Origin of the sequence: Hufsiella arboris, assembly GCF_009834875.1 — a bacterium.
Lineage (GTDB): Bacteria > Bacteroidota > Bacteroidia > Sphingobacteriales > Sphingobacteriaceae > Hufsiella_A > Hufsiella_A arboris.
Genome location: NZ_WVHT01000002.1, coordinates 585828 through 606552, shown reverse-complemented (window position 1 = coordinate 606552; position 20725 = coordinate 585828). Strand labels below are relative to the sequence as shown.

Here is a 20725-nt window from a genome sequence, read left to right as displayed (position 1 = left end):
GCTTCCAGCCGGCTTATCAGGGCGCTTTATGCAGTGGCACTTTATTAGCTTACACAAATACTATTATTTCTAAGGCGTTAAGAGTATTGATTGACAAATCCATTTACGTTACATAAATAATTAATTACAATCATTATGAAATCGATCCAAACCAAGAACATCGTATTCGTCACAGGTGCATTTGTAAGCAATAATTGCTGGGACGAGTGGATTCCTTATTTCGAAAGCAAAGGTTACTCTGCTATTGCACCGCCATGGCCTTACAAAGAGGGAACAGTGTCTGAGTTGAGAGCCAAGCAACCAAATGACATTGATCTGGCTACATTAACGTTGTCGGAACTAGTTGATCATTATGCGGATATTATCAGGAAATTCCCCGAAAAACCTATTGTAATCGGCCATTCGCTAGGCGGACTGATAACTCAGATTATCGTAAACCGTGATCTTGCAGCAGCTGGCGTAGTAATCCATCCTGTGCCGCCACTTGGAGTTTTTCCTTATGAATTTTCTTTTCTTAAGGCGGGCTGGAAGGTATTGGGTTTATTCACGTCGCTTAAAAAAACCTACCTGATGTCGTTTAAAGACTGGCAGTATGCTTTTGTAAATGAAATGGACCTGGAAGATCAAAAAATAGCATACGCAAATAGCGTTATCCCCGAATCGAAAACCGTTGCCAGGGGCGGTTTGACAAGCGCGGCAAAAGTTGATTTTGATAAGCCCCATGCCCCTTTGCTTATCACAGCAGGAAGTCTCGATAATATTATACCTGCTCATTTAAATCGAAGAAATTACAATGCCTATCATAAAAATGGTTCGATTCTCGAGTACAAGGAATTTCCGGGCCGAAATCATTATGTGCTTGGCCAGCCAACCTGGAAAGAGGATGCGGATTACATTCTTAACTGGTTAAGTGAAAAGTAAATTGCAGCCGAGTGATTTTTCCAGCACGATGTTAACAGTCCGGGTTTGGTTATCCTATTGTCATACCGGGTCAACAGGCAATGGCGGAGACTGGATATGAGATCTGAATGAACCGGAGACATTTATCAATTTCTTATCTAAACCGTTTCTAAGCAATATTCGTCCTTCAAAGGAGCCTTCCATTGCTTCAATGCTGATATTGGTGATTTTCAGATTTAAATTGGTATCTCCGGAATCATCTGTTTGTGTTGCAGTATGGTCGCTTATGTCGTCCGTAGTGAAGTACATAAAATCTCCGCTGTGATCTAGCGTGTAGCTACCAACGCCGCTTAGTTTTGCTGACGATAAGCAAAACTCAAGCTTAGGATATTTATCACGCACCGTAAAAAAAATGTAAGCACCAGGCATCGCATAATTCCCTGAAAAACTAATCGAATCCCTGGCACTCTCCCATTCGTTCGCACCGCGGTAATAAGAAAAGTTGCCTTCGCTGGATTGTATTTTAAGAAAATAGTTGTATTTCGGTTCAGGATTAGAGGCTTTTTTGCATGAATTTAAAAATAGCAACCCAAACAAAAAGGCAAAAGCAAGAGAGCGCATAACTTGTGATAAGGTTTGCAAAGATAAAAAAATAGCTGCATTAGTTTAATTGTAGCTATCTCAGGACGCGACAGTATCCCGGCTAAGTAATTTTGAAAGCGTTTTTACAAGCTTACATTTGCCGGTGGAGCAGCCTGCTTTTTGTTTTTATCCAATACTACCCTTTTCAACCATGCCCGGATCGGTTCATCATACAACTTAAGGCAGGCATAAGCCAGGATAATACATATTATGAACACGAGCAAAGCAACCGGCCATGCTTCCCTGAATGGCATTTTATGGTTTGCCACCCAGGCTGTGTAGATATAAATAAAGGGATAGTGAGTGATGTAGATAGGGTAAGAAATATCACCAAAGAACTTGCAAAGGCGCGAAGAAAATCTGCCTTTTATTTCGCCACTTGCTGCCAGAAAAACAATTAGCGGAAAGATCAGGATGATAGTGAGTGAATCATAAAGGCCGTTCATCCACAAGTGCTCACTTCCACCAATCCGCGGCATTGCCAGGCTTGCGAAAACTAACAGGCTGCACAGCAGGAACGCATTTTTGATATGAGTGAGTTTTCCAAGTCGAAAAAGCAGTAACCCCGCAAAAAACGGGTACATCACCCGAGCGAAACCGACGTGCAATTGCTCTGGTGTAACCGACCAGCCGCCAATAACATCTCCGCCGGGACTTGTTACCGCGAGGTGTATCAACGCACAAGCTGATAGAAACACCAATACGGCGAGCAGCATTTTTGAAAATCTCCGTACAAAAAGCCCGTAAAGAATATTGGCGATATACTCAAAGAATAACGACCAGCCCGGGCCATCCAGCGGATGCATCTCCTGCCAGCCGCGTATATCCATTGACACTGGCACAGGAATAAGCGTAAAGCCTACCAGCATTACAACCAGTAGTTTCCAGACCGGAACCTCATGTATCGTTGGCCACAATACCGAATCCTGGAAGTAGAAACACAAGGCGCCAATAATCATCCCCATAACTACCATCGGCTGAAGCCTCACCAAACGACGTTTAAAAAAGCCACCTGCCGACATTTTCCCCCAACGGTCGTCGTATGCATAGCCAACCACAAACCCGGAAAGTAAAAAGAAAAAATCTACGGCAAGATATCCGTGGTTTATGAATTGATCAAGGTGGCTCGTAGCATGCGCTTCAAAAAGATGAAATGCCACTACGGTAAGAGCGGCAACACCCCGTAGCCCGTCAAGGATGGGATAATGAGGTTTTGAAGGTAATGAAGTAGTACTCATTTATAAATTGGTATAGGTTAGGTTACTACATTCTTCGAATGTCCTGCAAACTTACTTCATGCATGGTTTGTTAGTTCAACAGAATTTAGTTGCCGTAAAGATATTAGTTTGCGCAAAGTTTCCTAACCACTATTATCAAGTGCGCTTCTTATGCTTTACTTAAATCCCGTCGGCTAAATCAACTGGAAGACGCCGAACCATTCTTGACGGGTTAAGCAGAAAGTAGATTTAGTGAGCAATTTCGTCATTCGAAAATCTCAACATGAGAAAATCTTCGTGATATAACAAATTTGATTTTCAATTAAGATTGGCTAGATTTAACTCATTGTTATCTATAGGTTTACGACCAGCTCTCTCCCTCCTATAGTAACATCCTGATGAGTTTTAAAATCCTAAACAAATTGAAAATAGCCTATCAAAACAGCCAGGCGCCAATCTTTGTGAACACAGGAACGAAGAAATTTTCTAACGGCTACGCCTTTTTATTTTTGCTTCTAAGCATTGTCATATCCGAACTGTTTGCTACTTCAGTCGATCTTAAAACGGATGAGTTAACAGCGCTTTTAAATTTATATCTGCCAATTTTTATTGGCATAGCTACACTGTTATTTTACTGCGCAGTTTCCCTTTTAACCATCCACACTAAACGCCGCAGGAAAGTAGTGATCACTTTAATTTTAATCAATCTGCTAGCGGGAGTTTCACTGGATTTTTACTATCGGAATTTTTCAAACGATACCGACCTGAAAACATTTTCTGAAGCGAATAATGTTTTTACAAAAGAAAGTAGCTCACACAACACCGGTCAGGCCTATCTTAATATTAATAACCTAAATGGTCCGCTTAACGATCAGTTGAGTTTTTCATTTCTTGAAAAATTTTCCAAGCCAAATACGTTAAGCCATAGTGAAGCTACTATCAGTCTGAATAATTCCGGCACGAAAGATCTGAAGGTTTACAGCGCCGCATTTTCACAAAATGGCTTTTGGAAGATCAAGAAGGTTAACGGAAAGCAGTTCTCGGAGACCGAATTTCCAATTGTTATTCAACCAGGTAAAGCAACCACAATTACGATCGCATTTACAGCACAAAAAATTAGCCTGCGGGCGCGAACTTTTATTTGGCGGGCGCTTTTCAGATTTCAGATTGCGATGCTCAGGGCAGCAAGAACATTAAATTATCAACTTCTGATAGGAACAACCTGCGTCAATGTCGAAGGGCAGCTAAAACTACAAACGGATGATAGCTTATCGCCGGTTAAAACGGTTGGCTTACATTCTCTTTGGCAATATAATACGGAAGGAGACTGGGAACCTGATCTTCAACGTATAATACGTGCACTCAATTACCGCACGGTGGTAGGATTCAGAAATTTTGACAATGGATTACAGGGCGAAAATGTAGTTCCTTTCAGCGACGAAATTGCTGCAAGTTGTTTTAAAACATATAACAAAAATTTACCGGTTAAAATTGTCCAACTTGCAGCATACCATGGGTGTTGTAAAACTGAAAGCTCTGACACGCTGATGTTTTATACCCCCGGCCAAACTAATTATAAAGGTATTTTTTATACTGAAAAAATTGGCGGCCAAATGGTTTTGCCGCCTACAACAAACATGCTGCCAGGCAAGGGCGGTTTTAACCCAAAGAAACCTTTTGCGCTAAAAATAGGGTCGTATTATTCCGAACGAAAAAAAAACAGTAACGGCAAAATTGGCTTAAGGGTTTATCGTGCAAAAGACGAAAATCAAAAAATAATCAGAAGCACTTACCTGCTTGCGCTCGATTATCTTGGAATACCCGGTACTAACTATGATTACCAGGATAATCTATACCTGATTGAAAACGTTGTACCACTTTAATCAGTCATTAACTTTCGTAAAATTCAATTGGCAAATTGTCAGGATCTGCGATAAACGTAAATTTCTTCCCCGTAAATTCATCAATCCGAACCGGTTCGGCAATGACCTGTTTTTGCTTTAAATATTTAACAATGTCTTCTATATTGTCAACTTCGAATGCGAGATGGCGTAAACCCGCAGCTTCCGGCCTAGAAGGACGCTCCGGCGGAGATGGAAAAGAAAACAGTTCGATCACATATAATCCGTTTAGCGATAGATCAAGTTTATACGAATCACGTGATTCCCTGTACACCTCGCGCTCTATTTTTAACTTCAATATCTCAACATAGAACCTTTTCGACTTTTCATAGTCCGTACAAATAATTGCAATGTGATGAATTCCTTTTAGCATTTGCCAATAAATAAATCGGCCAAACATACAAAATCGGTGTTGATACAACGCTATGTAATGTTAAGCAATATGGTCAGCCGGATTTCCAAAAACGCTGGTAGCTTGCGTCCAATTTAAGAACACAGCGATACAAGTTAACGTAAGCAGTTCCAAGTCACTATTTCACTTTACCATTATATTTACTTAACTTGCAGGCTTAGTAACAATATAATGCAAAAAGAAGGAACAGTAAAGTTTTTCAACAACCAGAAAGGTTTTGGATTCATTTCACAGAGTGATAGCAAAAACGATGTTTTTGTTCATTCTACTGGCCTAATCGACCAAATTCGTGAAAACGACAAAGTATCGTTTGATTTAGAAGAAGGTAAAAAAGGGCCAAGCGCGGTAAATGTAAAAGTAATTTAAAAAATCACTATAAATTTCATCGTTAGCACCTGCCCAAAGCAGGTGCTTTTTTGTTCTAAAGGTTACATTTTAAAAATTATAGTTATGGCAAAATCGCAGGCAACCTTTATGAAAAAGCAATTAGAGAAGAACCGTCAAAAGAAGAAAGAGGATAAGGCTCAGCGTAAGCAGGAACGGCGGGAAAATTCTTCAGGAGGAGACCTTCAGAACATGATGGCTTATGTAAATGAACATGGGGAAATTACATCGACCCCCCCATCACCCTCTGTAGGTAAAACATCTAACACTTAAACGTGCATTTATTGCATATCAGAATACTTTCCGAGTCTTCTGATATGTGTTAAATGCGATGACAATGCATTAGCCATAGTGCGATGCTCAAAGTAAGCAACATTAAACTCCTCACAAGTTTGCTTAACAAGCTTATTAATTTCCGGATAGTGAATATGGCTGATGCCAGGAAACAAATGATGCTCCACCTGGAAGTTCAACCCTCCTAACAGCCAGGAAACAATTTTGCTTTTTGTCGCGAAATTTGCGGTACTGTTTATCTGGTGCACAGCCCACTCCTTTTCAATTTTTTCGTTTTCAGGAACCGGAAATTCGGTTTCTTCAACAACATGTGCCAGCTGAAAAACAATGCTCAGCGAAAGGCCGCATGCCACACTCAAGATCAGGAACCCTATTAAGGTTTCTAACCATCCGATCATCAGAACCGGTATAACAAGGTATACGGTAGCATAAACCGCCTTCGTTAACCAGAAAATAAAATGTTCCTTAAAATTAAACGGCCGAGACACACCATTTTTACCCATCTTTCCAGTGAAATATTTTTCAAAGTCCTGGTATAATATCCAGGCCATATAGGAAATTCCGTAAAGCAGTACCCAGTAAATGTGCTGAAATCTATGATACCACAACCTTGGCTGTTCTCTATGCATGCGCATAAATTTTACGTCAATATCATGATCCATCCCATCGATGTTAGTGTAGGTATGGTGATCTATGTTGTGTTTTTGTTTCCAGAAATAGATGGTACCGCCCAGTAAGTTTAATGAGTAGGCCGACAGAACATTTACCCATTTATGTTTAGAAAAGCTGTCATGGCCACCTTCATGCATGATATTAAAACCGATAGCCGACAAGTTTATACCCAATACAACACACAAAGCGATTGACAAATAAGGATGAGGTGTAAAAAAGACAAGCACCACGTAAAGCGTTACGGCAGACATTGCTATTAACAATCCCTTAAGAAATAGTTTAGTGCCGCCTGTTTTTGAAAGTTGGTTTTCTGAAAAATAGCCATTTACTTTCTGCTTTAAAGATTTAAAAAAAGGACTGCCGGAGTTGTTAAAGCTTATTTTAGACATTGTATATCGGTTCAGGTACTCACAGATCATATGACCTGTTATTATAACGTTTGTTTCGTAAGATAGGTATAGAAATGCCAAATAAAGAATCGGTATCCAACTAGTTACCGAGTGCGCCGTATCCTCCTATCGTGTTTATCTTACCAGCTTTTAGAATGTATCTTTACATCAATAACAAACCAACTAACATGCTCGATATTCTCCGACAGCCATGGCACTGGTATATCTCCGGGTTGGCGATTGCGTTTATAATGGTTCTGCTTTTATTTTACGGCAAGTCATTCGGCTTCTCATCAAACCTGAGAACAATTTGTACGATAGCAGGAGCTGGCAAAAGAGTTAAATTTTTCGACTTCGACTGGAGGACTCAAAAATGGAATCTCCTGTTTTTAATCGGCTCTGTTTTGGGCGGAGTAATTTCGGCCACCTTACTTAAAAACGACGAACCGTTAAAGCTTTCGGAAGCTACAATACTGGATTTACAAAATCTGGGAATAACATTCGACGGTGATCTGAACCCTTCTCAAATTTTCGGTTTGGCGGAATTCTACTCGCTTAAAAACTTATTAATATTAATTGTGGGCGGAGTATTAGTTGGATTTGGAACCAGGTATGCTGGTGGCTGTACTTCCGGTCACGCCATTAGCGGCCTGTCGAATCTGCAGATACCTTCTCTTGTCGCTGTTATCGGCTTCTTTGCCGGCGGCTTAATAATGACACACTTGTTGTTCCCCTTAATTTTTTAGTATGAAAGGATTGAAGTTTATACTCGCCGGAATATTTTTCGGAATTATCATGGTCAAGTCAGAAGCCGTTTCCTGGTATAGAATCCAGGAAATGTTCCGCTTCCAGTCATTTCATATGTACGGAATTATCGGCACCGCAGTAATTGTCGGAGCCACATCTGTTTACCTGATAAAAAAATTCAGACTGAAAGACGTACAGGGATTACCCATTACGTTTAAGGACAAAGAAAAAAGCTGGAAAAAATATCTTATCGGCGGATCGATATTTGGCCTTGGATGGGCATTAACCGGTGCCTGCCCTGGGCCGATGTTCGTCAACATTGGTTACGGATACTTGCCCATGATACTGGTAGTTTTAGGCGCTTTAGCCGGAACTTACCTCTACGGGCTTGTCAGAGATAAATTGCCTCACTAATTATTTTCGGCATTGCAAGTACTTTAAAGCAAGCTTTCAATATTTCGGAAAACAAAAATTTATAACGGATCGTTAGTTATTGATTAAAATTATTAATGCAATGAAATTATCGACCTTATTATCTGCACTTGCTATCCTGTCGATTTGTAGCATTGGCTGCGTCAGTAACAAAAAATATGCTGAACTACAGACAAACTATCAGCAATTACAGGACAAGACAAGTGACTTGAATCAGAAATTTCTGACGAGCCAGCAGCAACTTAATTATACAACAAGTAAAGTAAAAAGCCTCGAAGACCAGATCGCTTCTGAAAGACAAAATGTTACTGCTTTGCAGGATGCTTTAAACAAATGTTTATCCTCAAGCAGCCAGGGAAATGTTAACATCTCTAAACTTGTTGATGAGATCAATGCGTCTAACAAGTACATTAAACATCTTATTGACGCTAAAAACAAAAGCGATTCGCTTAATATGGTGTTAACCAACAATCTCACCAGGTCGTTAAGCCGTGACGAGATGAAGGATGTTGACGTTCAGGTTCTGAAAGGTGTAGTATATATTTCTCTGGCCGACAATATGCTTTATAAATCAGGAAGTTATGAAATTTCCGATAAGTCAGGCGAAACGTTAGGCAAGATTGCAAAGATCATCAAGGACTACCAGGATTATGATGTATTAATTGAAGGTAACACGGATAATGTTCCTATCGCCCAGAAAAATATTCGTAACAACTGGGATTTGAGCGCACTCAGGGCCTCATCTGTTGTACAATCATTACAGAATAATTACGGCGTTGATCCGAAACGCCTGACAGCAGGTGGGCGCGGAGAATTTAATCCGATCGCTTCCAATGACTCGCCGTCGGGAAAAGCACAAAACCGGCGTACCCAGATTATCATTACTCCTAAGCTCGATCAATTTATGGATCTGATCGGAAAAGCTCCGAAACAGGAATAATTCTGGAGTAAGGCATTATTCGTTTACAGCCACGATTCAATCAACGTTTTAAAAACACAAATTGAATCGTGGCTATTTTATTCAGCGATTTTCCGATTCTTTTTATTTTAGCTGGATGGCAGAATATCGAATTCCACTTAAGTACCGGAAAATGGAAAATCTTCACATAGTATTTTGGTTGTTTAAAGACATCGGCTGGTGTCTTATTTACAAGCCTCTTGGAATTGTGATGATCTTTCCAACGCTCATCATATCAATTGTTATCGCGTTCCGCACCAGGCATATGGTTTCTGAGCTATGCCATAACCTTGCGATTACTTTCTGGATCACCGCAAATTCATACTGGATGATAAGTGAATTCATGGCCATCGACACCTTGCCTGTTTACAGTTGGCTTACTTATAAACATTTGGCGCTTATTCCTTTCTTTATCGGTGTATTTTGCCTAGCCTACTACTACCTGATCTGGCAGCCAAAACATCCGAATGAGATAGAAACCATGTAAATGATCAGCAGAACTTACTTAATATCGTTGAACAGATTTGACGCGCACCGGTTGCAACGACGGAGATTTTGGTGTAATCGTAAAAAATTGAATCAGTAATTTCCGGACGTTCAGAGAAAGGCTCACAGCACCGAGTGCGTTACTTAGATTTTTCATAATTGGAGGTTTGATTTTATAAACTCATTTCGGCAAAAAAGCCGGGTTTCATATGGTTAAAATGAAGTTACAAAAACAATTTTTCCGGAATGAAGAATGTCAAATCAGTATTATGATTAGATGATTTTGTATCATTGGCAGCCATTGTCCAGTGTCATAAAGCTTATGGATATTTATGCAAATTACGGTTCTGCGAGCGACCGCCATCCTCTCCGTCACGCTGAGGCACTGAAGCGAGCGTGAAACGCAATTAATCAACGCTCCGTCTTTTTGGGGGCCTTCTGACCGTAGTTGCTCAGTAACTTATTTTGTGATAATTGCAGCCCAGCCGCCTCCATTGGCAAGATGTAACTTAATTTTATCGCCTCCTGAAACGTTTACGACAGTCCGTTTATAGTCTGTTGCATCTTTATCAGCATTCAGCCCGTCGCTGAATACTTCCGCTTTGTAATTTCCTGAACCTAAAAATGAAAGGTCGAGCTCAATATCCCGCTGATCCCAGTTACCCAGCGCACCGATATACCAGGTATCACCTTTACGTCGGGCAATCGACACAAACTCAGAAACTTTGCCGTCAAGCGCGATCGTCTCATCAAACACCGTCGGAATTTTACTGATAAATGTCGTACTCTCCTGCTCCTTCACATAGCTCGTCGGGTTATCTGCAAGCATTTGCAAAGGCGCTTCAAAAACGACATACATAGCTATTTGGTGGCAGCGTGTTCCCTGGCTCATCGGCATCGAGTTGGAAGGATAAAAGTTTGGCTTCGTCGCGTTGCGCATAGCGCCCGGCGTATAATCCATCGGGCCGGCAAGCATTCTTATAAAGGGAATGGTGGCGTCGTACCGCGGAACATCATCATGCGGTGTCCATTTTGAATTCTCCAACCCTTTTACTCCCTCAAAATTCACAACGTTTGGATAAGTATGCTGCAGGCCATCCGGTTTATAAATACCGTGGAGGTCGATAAGCAGTTTGTTTTCGGCCGCTTTTTTTGCGATGAGGTAAGTAGATGACGTTGAAAGCTGGTCATCCCGATCAAAAAAATCAATTTTAAATCCCTTAACGCCGAGTTGAGAGTATGTCTTCATTATTGCATCGGCGTTTTCTATCATCGCGCGCCACGACGCCCATAAAATTACGCCTACATTTTTTTGCTTTCCATACTCCACCAATTCAGGTACAGACACTTCCTGATTAAGTTTCATGAGATCCACCGGATCGCTCCAGCCTTCATCAAGAATTATATATTCAAGTTTATTTGCCGATGCAAAATCGACATAGTGTTTATAAGTTTGAGTGTTTACTCCGGCCTTAAAATCGACATGTGAAATGTTCCAGTCGTTCCACCAGTCCCATGCAACCTTGCCCGGCTTTATCCAGGATACGTCCTTAACACGGACCGGTGCAGCTAATTTTTGAACCAGATCATTATTCGCTAATTGCGCATCATTTGTCGCGATAACAAGTGCTCTCCATGGGAAGTTGTCCGATCCCTTCATTTTAGCAATATAGTCGGCCCGTTTTGTAACGACAGAATTAAATTTATTATGTCCGCCCGGCGTTTCGCTGAGCGGATAACCTGCAAACGTGCCTTTGAGCGAATTGCCTGCAGCTTTGGTGATCATCATACCCGGATAATTTTCCAGATCCGCATCCAGTATGCCAACCTTTATTCCGTTCTCCTGCTCCACCAATAGCGGAAGAAAGGCAAGAGAATCCGTGAATACCTGCGATAAATTCTGATGATCATAAAGTGCTTCGTACGACGAAATGAACTGATCGCCCGGCACCCGTAAATCACGAACATAGGGAATGAACACTTTATAATCCTTGTCGAAACGAAATTCAGCTTGCTCTGATTTTACAATAATTTCGCTTTGACGCTTGCTGAAAAAACGATACGCAGCTCCATCGTTATAAACTCGTATCTGAAGACCGTAATCGCTTTTAAAGTCAATAACTAATTGCGAATACTGGTCTTTAACAACGCTTTTTTTGTAGAACGGCGTTTGCAGGTTATTATTAACCGAGCTTAGTGAGGAACGAACAACTTTGGGATTTCTTCCCCATGTCTCGCCATTTTGCAGCGTAAGCATAACCGGCGAAAAAGATATAATTTGCTGACTGCCGATTTTAACCGACCATTTCAAAGTATCTGAAGCAGAAATCGAAACCCGGATTTTCTTATCCGGGGAACTAAGCTGCAATGGTTTTTGGGACTGAGAAAAGCTATTAAGCGCAATTGACGAAATAAAAGCAATAGTTATAAAGATTCTCCTCATGTGTTTCTAAGTTTGGGCGAATTTACCGGTTCAAACATATTTGAGTTGTACAAACAGGTGACATAAAGGTATAATTATCAATTACTCGAGTTTTTGATTGATTAAAAGAGGCTATGAAATGTTAAAAAAGTACCGACGCGGTTTGTAAGCAGTGTATTAATAACAATTGGGAAAGAATGTAATTTTGATCAACCCTTAACTAATCAACCATGAAAGCACTCACCTTTTCTGAATTTGGCGAAAGCGACGTTTTAAACTACCGCGACGTAAGCAATCCGGTTTTAAAACCCGGAGAGGTATTGGTTAAGATGGAAGCGATCGGCCTGAACTTCGCCGACATATACCGAAGGAAAGGGAATTATCATTTAAAAGGAATTCCTCCTTATATCGCAGGTTACGAAGGTGCCGGGACTATAATTGATTCAAACGATACAGATTTTATCGAAGGGTTAAGTATTGGTTTTGCCGACGTTCCCTTCGCTAACGCAGAGCTGGTTGCAGTGCCGGCCGATCATATTATACCACTGGCAGAAGAGATTAGCTTTGACCTTGCCGCTTCAGTTTTACTACAAGGCCTCACCGCTCATTATCTTGCCACCGAAAGCCATTCCATCAAAACCAATGAATTCGCGGTGGTTCACGCCGCTGCCGGTGGCGTTGGGCAGCTGCTACTACAAATGGTCAAAGCTCTGGGTGCTCAACCTATCGGCCTGGTTTCAAGTGTCGAAAAGAAAAATTTTGTCGAAAGCCTGGCCGTCTGCCAGGTTTATCTTTACGAAGATGACTGGGTAGAGAAAGTACTTAACTATACGTCTGGTGGTGCTGATGTCGTCTATGACAGTGTTGGAAGCACATTAAATGACAGTTTCAGAGCAACGAAGGAACGTGGACGGGTTGTGTTTTACGGCATGTCTGGTGGCGATCCCGAACCAGTAGATCCAAGAATGTTAATGGATACGTCGAAAACTCTTACCGGGGGTGATCTTTGGAGTTTTTTAACGTCTCATAAAGAGCGGACAAACCGCGCTGCTCAATTGTTCGAATGGATAAAATCCGGGGAAATAAAGCCGCCTGTTATCACGAAATTTCAGCTTAGTGAAGGGCGGGTGGCACACGACTTTTTGGAAAGCCGGAAAAATATGGGTAAGATAATAATGGTACCGTAATTTCATTGAGCGCAACACCGATGCTGAGCTCAATGAAATATGCTCTTTGAGGCATTAATCGTGGCCTTGCGTCTTGACGATCTTATTATAAATGCCGAGCAGCAAAAACGGCGCTGCCCACTGCCCTATAAATAAAGCGTCGTGCTTTTTGCCTAAAAGTTTCAATGTAAAGGATACACCCATTGAACCTAAAGCCGCCCATAAAAAAACGTCCGACGGTACTTTTGCAGTTTGATCCTCTATTGCCTTCGCAACCTTTCCTTCCTGGTGTTGTGGATTTTCGTTTTCCATAATGATGTTGTACTAATTACTAATTGTATAGAATTGCTTTAACGCTGCAGAGCAATTCTGGTAAAGCGCGCTAACATGATGACATTAATTTTATTCAGGAATAGCTGATTCATCAATATCATCGTCGAGATCTTTATCAGCCGAATAAGATTCATCCTCATCAGCATCGCCCGAATTGGAGTCTAAATCGTCATCCTCAGAAATATCTGATTCTTCTTCAGTTTCAATTTCTGAATCAGCATTGTCGTTTTCGACAGAATCGCCTTCAGATGGATCTATAGCCCGGTTACTTTGGAAATTAGTGTTTTGACCTTCTGCTCCTTGAGCATCTAAATCGTTAAAAAATGTATTCATAGATAGATAAAATAGCAACGCCGGCATCCTTTCAAAGTTTACATTATTAATTAAATGAGTATTTATCGCGGCTGTAAAGTATTTATACCGTTCAAACGATGCACAATTGTCCCAATGAAGTTCTATGTAAAACCTTATCACGATTGCCTCGTTTAGGCACTGCTACTTTGGTTAAATAACATCTGAGACTATACTAAACATTAATCATTTATTATAAGAACCGGGAATTTCTTTGTTACCTGTAGCGCCGCCGCCTAACTGGCAGATGAGTTGGTCTGCTCTAATCAGGATAACCAGGGATATTATAAATCGGCTTTTGAGGATATATCTCGGAAAGCTGGCCGCCAACGGTTTGTAAAACTTCTACCATATGGCAACGCATTTTCAAAAGTCCGGTTTCAAAAACGGCGAACAGTCCAACCGGCCCTGTCTTATGATAGATATATCAGTTTGATAGTTTTCCGTTAATCTTCGCCCGCGTAGCTGTAATTTGTAAAACTTGCTTTGCCGATATTACTATGTAACAGTTCTATTTTTATGCCCATATGTAAACAGTGATGCGAGTATGGCGATGATACCGAGAGTAACAAACAGTACACGTGGTGCTCCTGCAATATTTAATATCCAGGGAAGGGCGATCATGAAAATCCCTAGCAACATATCGCCCCACAAATGAACCGGCATCGGAACTATTTTGAAGATACCTGCTTCGTACTCGGTACATATTGACATCACGAGGATAATAAGGCCGAGTAATATGGCGGCCCATTTTAGACCTGGCGTATTATGAAAATTAAAAATCCAGGGTGACGCCATAAGCAACATGGCTGATAAATAATCCAGCACCGCATGCATTTTTGTGTTTATGAATTTCATGGTTAAAAGTTAATTAACAGTTGAGGAATCATGATGAATCCATTCTAATACAACTTTGGGCTGAGATTATTGATTCAGAAGTAACTACCTGTTTGTGAGTTTACAACTACCTGTTTATTCCCAAAAAAACAGTGCTTACCTCAGTATTTGTACGTGAAATTGTAGATATATACGCGTTTTCTTGTCACCTATAAACCTGTGGCACATGTGGCTTGTAGTAACATAAGTTTCCAATTCAATAATGAATACTGCGCTTGGCGATGAAATATTAAAGGTGCTAAACAAAACCTATGAGCCATCAACGATGGTCGAACTGAAGTTTAAGCGATACGATATAGCGTTTAAAACAGACGAATCAGATAAGCCTGTTTTACTTTTTTGGCCATAAAGCCACCGATGGAAAAATTAAGGGCGAGCGTTTTGCCAAACGAATTGTAAAAGATCATTCCGACAAAAGATCAGGGATCACTGGGATAACAAAGGAAAAATAAACTAAATAAATTACATACACTTATAAACTATCTATATGCCTACGAAAACTAACGGTGCTGCAAAATCAGCAGTTAAGCAACAAGAGGATAGCGCCCGTAAAGAGTTCATAGCAGTTGTTGGCAGCTGATTACAACGCAGTCGAGTCCTAATAAATCTTATATAACATCTAGGACCGGAACGCGGTCCTCAGATGTTTTACCCTGCCACCATTATCACAACATCTACATCTAAACAAGGGCATTTCTGCTACTGTATTGAAACGCCTGGAATAAATTGACCCTATGAAAAATATACCGCCACAGCTGATTTGCTTTTCTCATCTTCGATGGAATTTTGTTTACCAGCGCCCCCAGCATCTGATGTCTTGCCTGGCTAAAACAGCGAACATATTCTATTTTGAAGAACCTGTTTTTGATGCGTTTGGGGAAGCTTATTTGTCAATCTTACCATCCAATGGCAACGTGACCGTCTTGGTGCCGCATCTTCCGCTTAAACAATCACATAAACAAAACACCGCAATAACCAAGGTTTTATTAGATGAGTTTTTGAAGACAAAAGATTTAGATGACTTCACTTTTTGGTACTATACACCAATGGCTTATGAGTTTACGTCACATCTCAATCCTGGCCTGACAGTTTACGATTGCATGGATGAATTGTCTGCGTTTAAATTCGCTCCGCCAGAACTACCCATCCTCGAAGATAAGCTGCTCCAACACTCGGACCTGGTTTTTACAGGTGGATATTCACTTTACCAGGCAAAGAAGACGCTGCATCCCAATATTTATCCGTTTCCAAGCAGCATTGATAAAAGTCATTTTGGTAAAGCGAGGGAACGAAATATTGAGCCAGCTGATCAGGGCTTGATAAAAGGATTCAAGCTGGGCTTTTATGGTGTGATCGACGAGCGTTTCGACATCAAACTAATCGACCAGATATCAAGACAGAAGCCAGAATGGCAAATTATACTTATTGGCCCGGTATTAAAAATTGATCCTGTCACATTACCTAAGCGTAAAAATATACACTACCTTGGAGCAAAATCCTATTCAGAATTGCCTGCATACTTGTCGGGTTGGAACGTCGCGCTGATCCCTTTCCTTCTTAACAGATCTACACAATTTATTAGTCCCACAAAAACTCCCGAATACCTGGCTGCCGGTGTACCGGTTATTTCTACCGCTATCCGTGATGTGGTGAATCCTTACGGACGAGAAAATTTAGTTCATATAGGAGTAGACGCAGAAGATTTTATCAACGCGGCCGAATTTGAAGTAAGACGGCTTGACCGAACTGCCTGGCGTTATAAGGTAGACCGGCACCTGGAAGGAAATTCCTGGCAGAAAACGGTAAGCGAAATGCTCGGGCTGATGGACGAAACAATTAAAAAGAGGCATATTATCTTTAAAGCAGGTTAATATGTTTGATTACTTAATTGTTGGAGCGGGCTTCGCTGGAAGCGTGCTGGCTGAAAGGCTTGCATCTATTGCTAATAAAAGAGTTCTCATAGTGGATAAACGGCCGCATATCGCCGGTAACGCCTACGATCGTTATGATGAAGCGGGACTGTTGGTACACAAGTACGGGCCGCATATTTTTCATACGAACAGCGCTGACGTTTTCAATTATCTCTCTCAGTTTACTTCGTGGAGAAATTATCAGCATCGTGTGCTTGCCAGTACAGATGGCCAGCTTTTCCAGATTCCTATTAATTTGAACACCGTCAACTCCATGTATGGCCTTCAGCTTAACAGCCAGGATCTGGAGGTTTTCTTTGCATCAAAAGCCGAACCTCTTAAAAATGTGCGTACTTCAGAAGACGTAGTGGTTAGCCAGGTGGGGCGAGAATTATACGAAAAGTTTTTCAGGGGATATACAAAAAAACAATGGGGTATGGATCCGAGCGAGCTGAACAGTTCGGTTGCCGCGAGGATTCCAACGAGGCTCAATAAAGACGACCGGTATTTCACCGACACTTATCAGGCGATGCCACTCCATGGATATACAAACATGTTCGAAAACATGCTTAATCATCCAAATATCAGCGTTTTACTTAACACCGATTATAAGGAGGTCATAAATGAGATTCAATATAAGTTTATGATTTTTACCGGGCCGGTAGATGAATACTTTGATTATCAATACGGAAAGCTGCCCTACCGTTCGTTGGAATTTAAGTTTGAAACTTATGATATGGAACGATTCCAGGAAACAGGAACCATAAACTATCCGAACGATTATGACTTTACCCGCATTACCGAATTTAAATATTTAACGGGTCAGAAACACCATAAAACATCGGTTGTTTATGAATATCCGAAAGATTATGGCGACCCTTATTATCCTGTTCCTAAGCCTGAAAATATGGAGCTTTACCTACGTTACCAGGCACTTTGCAAGGAAGAAAAGAATACTCTCTTTACGGGTCGGCTGGCGACTTACAAATATTATAACATGGATCAGATTGTCGCACAGTCTCTTGCTGCGTTCAAACGGATTTTAACTTTAAATAATACCGCCGATAATACTGTTAATGGTTATGCCAGTATCTGATTATGACATGGCAAGTCCGTTCACATCATTCTGGATGGCTGGCTTTGAATGCGCAGACCATCTTAACAGCAGCCGTCAGCGCGTGAGTTTATTAAAAGAAACAGCGCATGACCTGTTGGTGAAACACGATTATGAACGGCTAAAAGCATTCGGCATCAACGCTGTACGTGAGGGAATTTGCTGGAGCGAAGTTGAAATAAGTCCTTATAAGTTTGATTTTAGCCGGCTAGAACGATTTATTGAGGCTGCTGAAGAAACCGGTATTCAACAAATCTGGGACATTTGCCACTTTGGTTTTCCCGACGATTTAAATCCCATGAATCCACATTTTAAGGATCGATTTGTTGCTTTATGCGATGCATTCGCCACTTTTTTTAATTTGAACAAATCGGACGATACGTTTCCGTTTATTGTAACTCCGATAAATGAGGTAAGCTTCCTGTCTTGGCTGGGCGGCGAGGCCGCAGAAACAGAACCTTACCTTAAAGGCGAAGGATGGAATGTTAAATACCAGTTGATGAAAGCTTATATCGCCGGAATCGAAGTATTGAAGAAAATTGATCCCGATGTAAAAATATTGACGACAGAGCCCATTGTAAATATTGTTCCGCCATTAAATGCAGATGATTTTCAGATCAATTATGCCGCTGAGCAGCATGAATTACAATATCAATCGCTCGATATGCTTTGCGGCCGGATATGCCCTGAGTTAGGCGGCAAACCTGGGTATCCCGACATACTCGGCTTCAATTATTATTACAACAATCAATGGATTTCCGGTTTTAAAGAATTTTTGCCTTGGGTAAATACGGCCGAAGATATGCGTTGGCGCCCGCTTTCGTCGTTGTTGGAGGAAGCATATTCCAGATACGAAAAACCGATGATTATTTCGGAAACAAGCCATCCTGGTGTTCATCGGCCGGAATGGCTTAATTTCATTACAGAACAATGCATCGAAACGCTTAGTCAAAAAATTCCCCTGCTTGGTGCCTGCCTCTATCCTATTATTGACCGCCCCGACTGGAACGACATAACACTCTGGCATCACGCTGGTTTATGGGATCACGATGGAATGGATGCAAACAGCCGGGATATTTACGAGCCGTACGCCCGATGCCTGAATAGATGCGAAAAGTTATTAAAAGCCGACGATTCCCTTATAAGCTATGAAGATATTGAAATTATTAACTCAATAGGATAATGAATATCAGAAGTATTTCTTTTCTATCCTTATCAACAAATGTCTTGTCGAAGGTTCCATGTGTACCCTGATAATAAACATTCCGGAAAACAAAGCGTTTTAACATTCTGTCGAACACTGCTAAGGCACTATGGAACAATATACCTCTAACACATTCAAACAAATCGGCGATTTATCCTACGATGTATATTTTGTATTTGATATTTCCAAAAATCGGTTTGAATATTTAAATCCTTCGCTAGTAAAACTTACGGGCTTCAATCCCGAAACGGTTATCGGTAGTCCTGGGTTACTGGCCGGTTTAATCCACGCTGAAGATAAATCGTATGTACATGAACAGTATCATGCCGCATGTAAATCTCATATTGAAAGCAAATTTGAATTCAGAATCATTGTAGCAGATGGAACGCTTAAATACGTTCGGCTAACCTTGTTTCCTTTGCCAGAAAACGATAAAACTTGTCTAATCGCCGGCATTGCTGAGGACATAACGGTACTCAAGAACAATATTTTTTACGCAGAAAAAATCAACGCCCGTAAAAACTCCACATTGGAAATCCTGGCTCATGACTTGAAAGGGCCGATTGGAGTAGTGAATATGATGGCGTCTTCTATCCAACGCGAGGCAGAGATAAGCGGAAATAAAAACATCCTTGACGCTGTTAAAGTTATCCAGGATCTTTGTAACCGTAATATTCAGCTGATCCGGGAACTTATAAGTCAGGAATTTTTAGAGTCTCGCGAAGTTGAACTTCGTAAGGAAAGAGTTGACCTGGTATGGGCGATAAACGATGTGATTGATAACTATAAAAAGTCGGCTGACATTATTTCCAAGCAATTTAAACTTAACAGCTCTGCCAAAAAAATCTTTGTAAAGATAGACACCCTGAAATTAATTCAGGTATTTAACAACCTGATATCGAACGCGATGAAGTTTACAGCGGCCAATGGGATGATTGAAGTCGACGTTCAGGATCAGCGGTCATCTGTTCAGATAACTATTAGTGACAACGGGATCGGCATTCCAGAGGAACTGCATCCATACCTGTTTGACAAGTTCACCCGTGCCCGCCGTCCCGGCTTACAAGGTGAAGAAAGCGTCGGACTTGGTATGTCGATAATCAAAACAATTGTCGAGCTTCATGGAGGAGATATTTGGTTTGACAGTAAGGAAAATGAAGGAAGTACGTTTTATATCAAGATACCCAAATAGCAGCGATAGCGTTAATATAAAAAACCTAAATCTCTTAATACTAACTTTAGCTATATTTATTTAAAACAAAACCGATTATGAAAAGAAATCATTTTTCAGCAGTTGCTTTACTCGCAATTGCGTCAATTTTTTTCTCCTTTAGTTCCTTAGCACAAAACAAGCCTGTTGCAAGTCCGCGGGATAGTGTAAGCGGAACAGTTGCGGGATCTCAAGTTAAAATAGCCTATGGAAGTCCTGCCGTGAAGGGCCGGAAAATATGGGGTGAGCTGGTGCCATACGGCAAAGAATGGAGGACCGGAGCGAATGAATCAACAACATTCGCTACGAGTAAAGCATTAAAAATTGGCTCTAAAACGTTACCTGCAGGAAAATACAGTCTATTTTCGGTACCGGGTGAAAATGAGTGGAAATTCATTTTAAATTCTCAAACTGGAATGTGGGGAATCAAAATGGATGGAACGGCAAATGATGATCCTTCCAAAGATGTATTGACGTTAACGGCTAAACCGGTAAAGTCAAAAGAGTTCAATGAACGTATGAAGTTTAAGATTACCGCTAATGGCTTCGCATTGCTATGGGAAAACCTGGAAGTTCCGGTAGCTCTTAAATAACTGAAGCTGTACTAGACACGCTATCAACTTATTACAAACCATAAACAAGGCGCCGGTACTTCCGGCGCTTTTTTTTCTAAGTGCACTACTT

Annotated in this window: 23 protein-coding genes and 1 pseudogene; 15 read left to right on the top strand and 9 right to left on the bottom strand. The window is 41.0% G+C overall.

Features of this window, described 5'->3' with window-relative positions; translation table 11 throughout:
- Positions 1-135: 135 nt before the first annotated feature.
- Positions 136-921, top strand: coding sequence for an alpha/beta hydrolase (locus GS399_RS06385; protein ID WP_160843757.1), 786 nt, complete (start codon positions 136-138; stop codon positions 919-921).
- A 60-nt stretch (positions 922-981) separates the two neighbouring features.
- Here GS399_RS06385 and GS399_RS06380 read toward each other — a convergent pair whose 3' ends face one another.
- Together GS399_RS06380 and GS399_RS06375 are read right to left on the bottom strand one after the other, a co-directional pair.
- Positions 982-1521 (bottom strand): hypothetical protein, encoded by a 540-nt coding sequence (locus GS399_RS06380; protein ID WP_160843756.1) that lies wholly within the window; start codon positions 1519-1521, stop codon positions 982-984.
- 104 nt (positions 1522-1625) lie between these two features.
- The gene (locus GS399_RS06375; protein ID WP_160843755.1) at positions 1626-2780 is read right to left on the bottom strand and encodes an acyltransferase family protein; all 1155 of its coding nucleotides are present in this window, start codon (positions 2778-2780) and stop codon (positions 1626-1628) included.
- Positions 2781-3157: 377 nt separating this feature from the next.
- Here GS399_RS06375 and GS399_RS06370 point away from each other — a divergent pair, with 377 nt between their 5' ends.
- Positions 3158-4642, top strand: a complete 1485-nt coding sequence (locus GS399_RS06370; protein WP_160843754.1) for a hypothetical protein — start codon at positions 3158-3160, stop codon at positions 4640-4642.
- A 7-nt stretch (positions 4643-4649) separates the two neighbouring features.
- Here the strand turns inward: GS399_RS06370 and gloA2 are convergent, their stop codons facing one another.
- Complete coding sequence (gene gloA2 / locus GS399_RS06365) at positions 4650-5033, bottom strand: SMU1112c/YaeR family gloxylase I-like metalloprotein (protein WP_160843753.1); 384 nt, start codon at positions 5031-5033, stop codon at positions 4650-4652.
- A 210-nt stretch (positions 5034-5243) separates the two neighbouring features.
- Here gloA2 and GS399_RS06360 point away from each other — a divergent pair, with 210 nt between their 5' ends.
- Positions 5244-5438 (top strand): cold-shock protein, encoded by a 195-nt coding sequence (locus GS399_RS06360; RefSeq protein WP_160843752.1) that lies wholly within the window; start codon positions 5244-5246, stop codon positions 5436-5438.
- Positions 5439-5522: 84 nt separating this feature from the next.
- A complete protein-coding gene (locus GS399_RS06355; RefSeq protein ID WP_160843751.1) occupies positions 5523-5729 on the top strand; it encodes a hypothetical protein in 207 nt (68 codons plus the stop codon).
- Positions 5730-5737: 8 nt separating this feature from the next.
- Here the strand turns inward: GS399_RS06355 and GS399_RS06350 are convergent, their stop codons facing one another.
- The gene (locus GS399_RS06350; protein WP_160843750.1) at positions 5738-6811 is read right to left on the bottom strand and encodes a fatty acid desaturase family protein; all 1074 of its coding nucleotides are present in this window, start codon (positions 6809-6811) and stop codon (positions 5738-5740) included.
- Between the two features lie 188 nt (positions 6812-6999).
- Here GS399_RS06350 and GS399_RS06345 point away from each other — a divergent pair, with 188 nt between their 5' ends.
- The 4 genes from GS399_RS06345 (at position 7000) to GS399_RS06330 (ending at position 9435) form a co-directional block, all read left to right on the top strand.
- On the top strand, positions 7000-7557 hold the full coding sequence (locus tag GS399_RS06345) for a YeeE/YedE family protein (protein WP_160843749.1): 558 nt from the start codon (positions 7000-7002) through the stop codon (positions 7555-7557).
- 1 nt (position 7558) lies between these two features.
- Positions 7559-7972: a YeeE/YedE family protein gene (locus GS399_RS06340; RefSeq protein WP_160843748.1), complete on the top strand. Its 414-nt coding sequence runs from the start codon at positions 7559-7561 to the stop codon at positions 7970-7972.
- Between the two features lie 100 nt (positions 7973-8072).
- Positions 8073-8930 carry an OmpA family protein gene (locus GS399_RS06335; protein ID WP_160843747.1) on the top strand — a complete coding sequence of 286 codons (858 nt, stop codon included), beginning with the start codon at positions 8073-8075 and terminating at the stop codon, positions 8928-8930.
- A gap of 151 nt (positions 8931-9081) precedes the next feature.
- Entirely contained in the window at positions 9082-9435 is a 354-nt protein-coding gene (locus GS399_RS06330) for a hypothetical protein (RefSeq protein WP_160843746.1), read from the top strand.
- A gap of 459 nt (positions 9436-9894) precedes the next feature.
- Here the strand turns inward: GS399_RS06330 and GS399_RS06325 are convergent, their stop codons facing one another.
- Complete coding sequence (locus tag GS399_RS06325; protein ID WP_160843745.1) at positions 9895-11877, bottom strand: retaining alpha-galactosidase; 1983 nt, start codon at positions 11875-11877, stop codon at positions 9895-9897.
- Between the two features lie 209 nt (positions 11878-12086).
- On the opposite strand from GS399_RS06325, the gene GS399_RS06320 reads away from it, so the two are divergent.
- Entirely contained in the window at positions 12087-13043 is a 957-nt protein-coding gene (locus tag GS399_RS06320; RefSeq protein WP_160843744.1) for a quinone oxidoreductase family protein, read from the top strand.
- Between the two features lie 54 nt (positions 13044-13097).
- On the opposite strand, the gene GS399_RS06315 is transcribed toward GS399_RS06320, so the two are convergent.
- From GS399_RS06315 to GS399_RS06300, 4 genes and pseudogenes are all read right to left on the bottom strand, one after another.
- Positions 13098-13334 (bottom strand): hypothetical protein, encoded by a 237-nt coding sequence (locus GS399_RS06315; protein ID WP_160843743.1) that lies wholly within the window; start codon positions 13332-13334, stop codon positions 13098-13100.
- Between the two features lie 90 nt (positions 13335-13424).
- Positions 13425-13829, bottom strand: a complete 405-nt coding sequence (locus tag GS399_RS06310; protein ID WP_160843742.1) for a hypothetical protein — start codon at positions 13827-13829, stop codon at positions 13425-13427.
- A 145-nt stretch (positions 13830-13974) separates the two neighbouring features.
- A pseudogene (locus GS399_RS21185) lies at positions 13975-14132 on the bottom strand (ferredoxin--NADP(+) reductase); the annotation flags it as partial.
- Between the two features lie 72 nt (positions 14133-14204).
- The gene (locus GS399_RS06300) at positions 14205-14564 is read right to left on the bottom strand and encodes an SPW repeat domain-containing protein (protein ID WP_160843741.1); all 360 of its coding nucleotides are present in this window, start codon (positions 14562-14564) and stop codon (positions 14205-14207) included.
- 241 nt (positions 14565-14805) lie between these two features.
- Between GS399_RS06300 and GS399_RS20635 the strand changes: the two genes are divergently transcribed.
- The 6 genes from GS399_RS20635 to GS399_RS06270 all read left to right on the top strand — a co-directional run bounded on the left by GS399_RS20635 (position 14806) and on the right by GS399_RS06270 (position 20634).
- The gene (locus GS399_RS20635) at positions 14806-14952 is read left to right on the top strand and encodes a hypothetical protein (RefSeq protein WP_202409387.1); all 147 of its coding nucleotides are present in this window, start codon (positions 14806-14808) and stop codon (positions 14950-14952) included.
- Between the two features lie 385 nt (positions 14953-15337).
- Entirely contained in the window at positions 15338-16474 is a 1137-nt protein-coding gene (locus GS399_RS06290) for a glycosyltransferase (RefSeq protein WP_160843740.1), read from the top strand.
- Position 16475: 1 nt separating this feature from the next.
- Positions 16476-17609, top strand: a complete 1134-nt coding sequence (gene glf / locus GS399_RS06285; protein ID WP_160843739.1) for a UDP-galactopyranose mutase — start codon at positions 16476-16478, stop codon at positions 17607-17609.
- Positions 17596-18810, top strand: coding sequence for a glycoside hydrolase family 1 protein (locus tag GS399_RS06280; protein ID WP_237487880.1), 1215 nt, complete (start codon positions 17596-17598; stop codon positions 18808-18810). Before glf ends, GS399_RS06280 begins: the two co-directional genes overlap by 14 nt.
- A gap of 130 nt (positions 18811-18940) precedes the next feature.
- On the top strand, positions 18941-20023 hold the full coding sequence (locus GS399_RS06275) for a PAS domain-containing sensor histidine kinase (protein ID WP_160843738.1): 1083 nt from the start codon (positions 18941-18943) through the stop codon (positions 20021-20023).
- A gap of 77 nt (positions 20024-20100) precedes the next feature.
- On the top strand, positions 20101-20634 hold the full coding sequence (locus tag GS399_RS06270; RefSeq protein ID WP_160843737.1) for a DUF2911 domain-containing protein: 534 nt from the start codon (positions 20101-20103) through the stop codon (positions 20632-20634).
- Positions 20635-20725 lie beyond the last annotated feature (91 nt).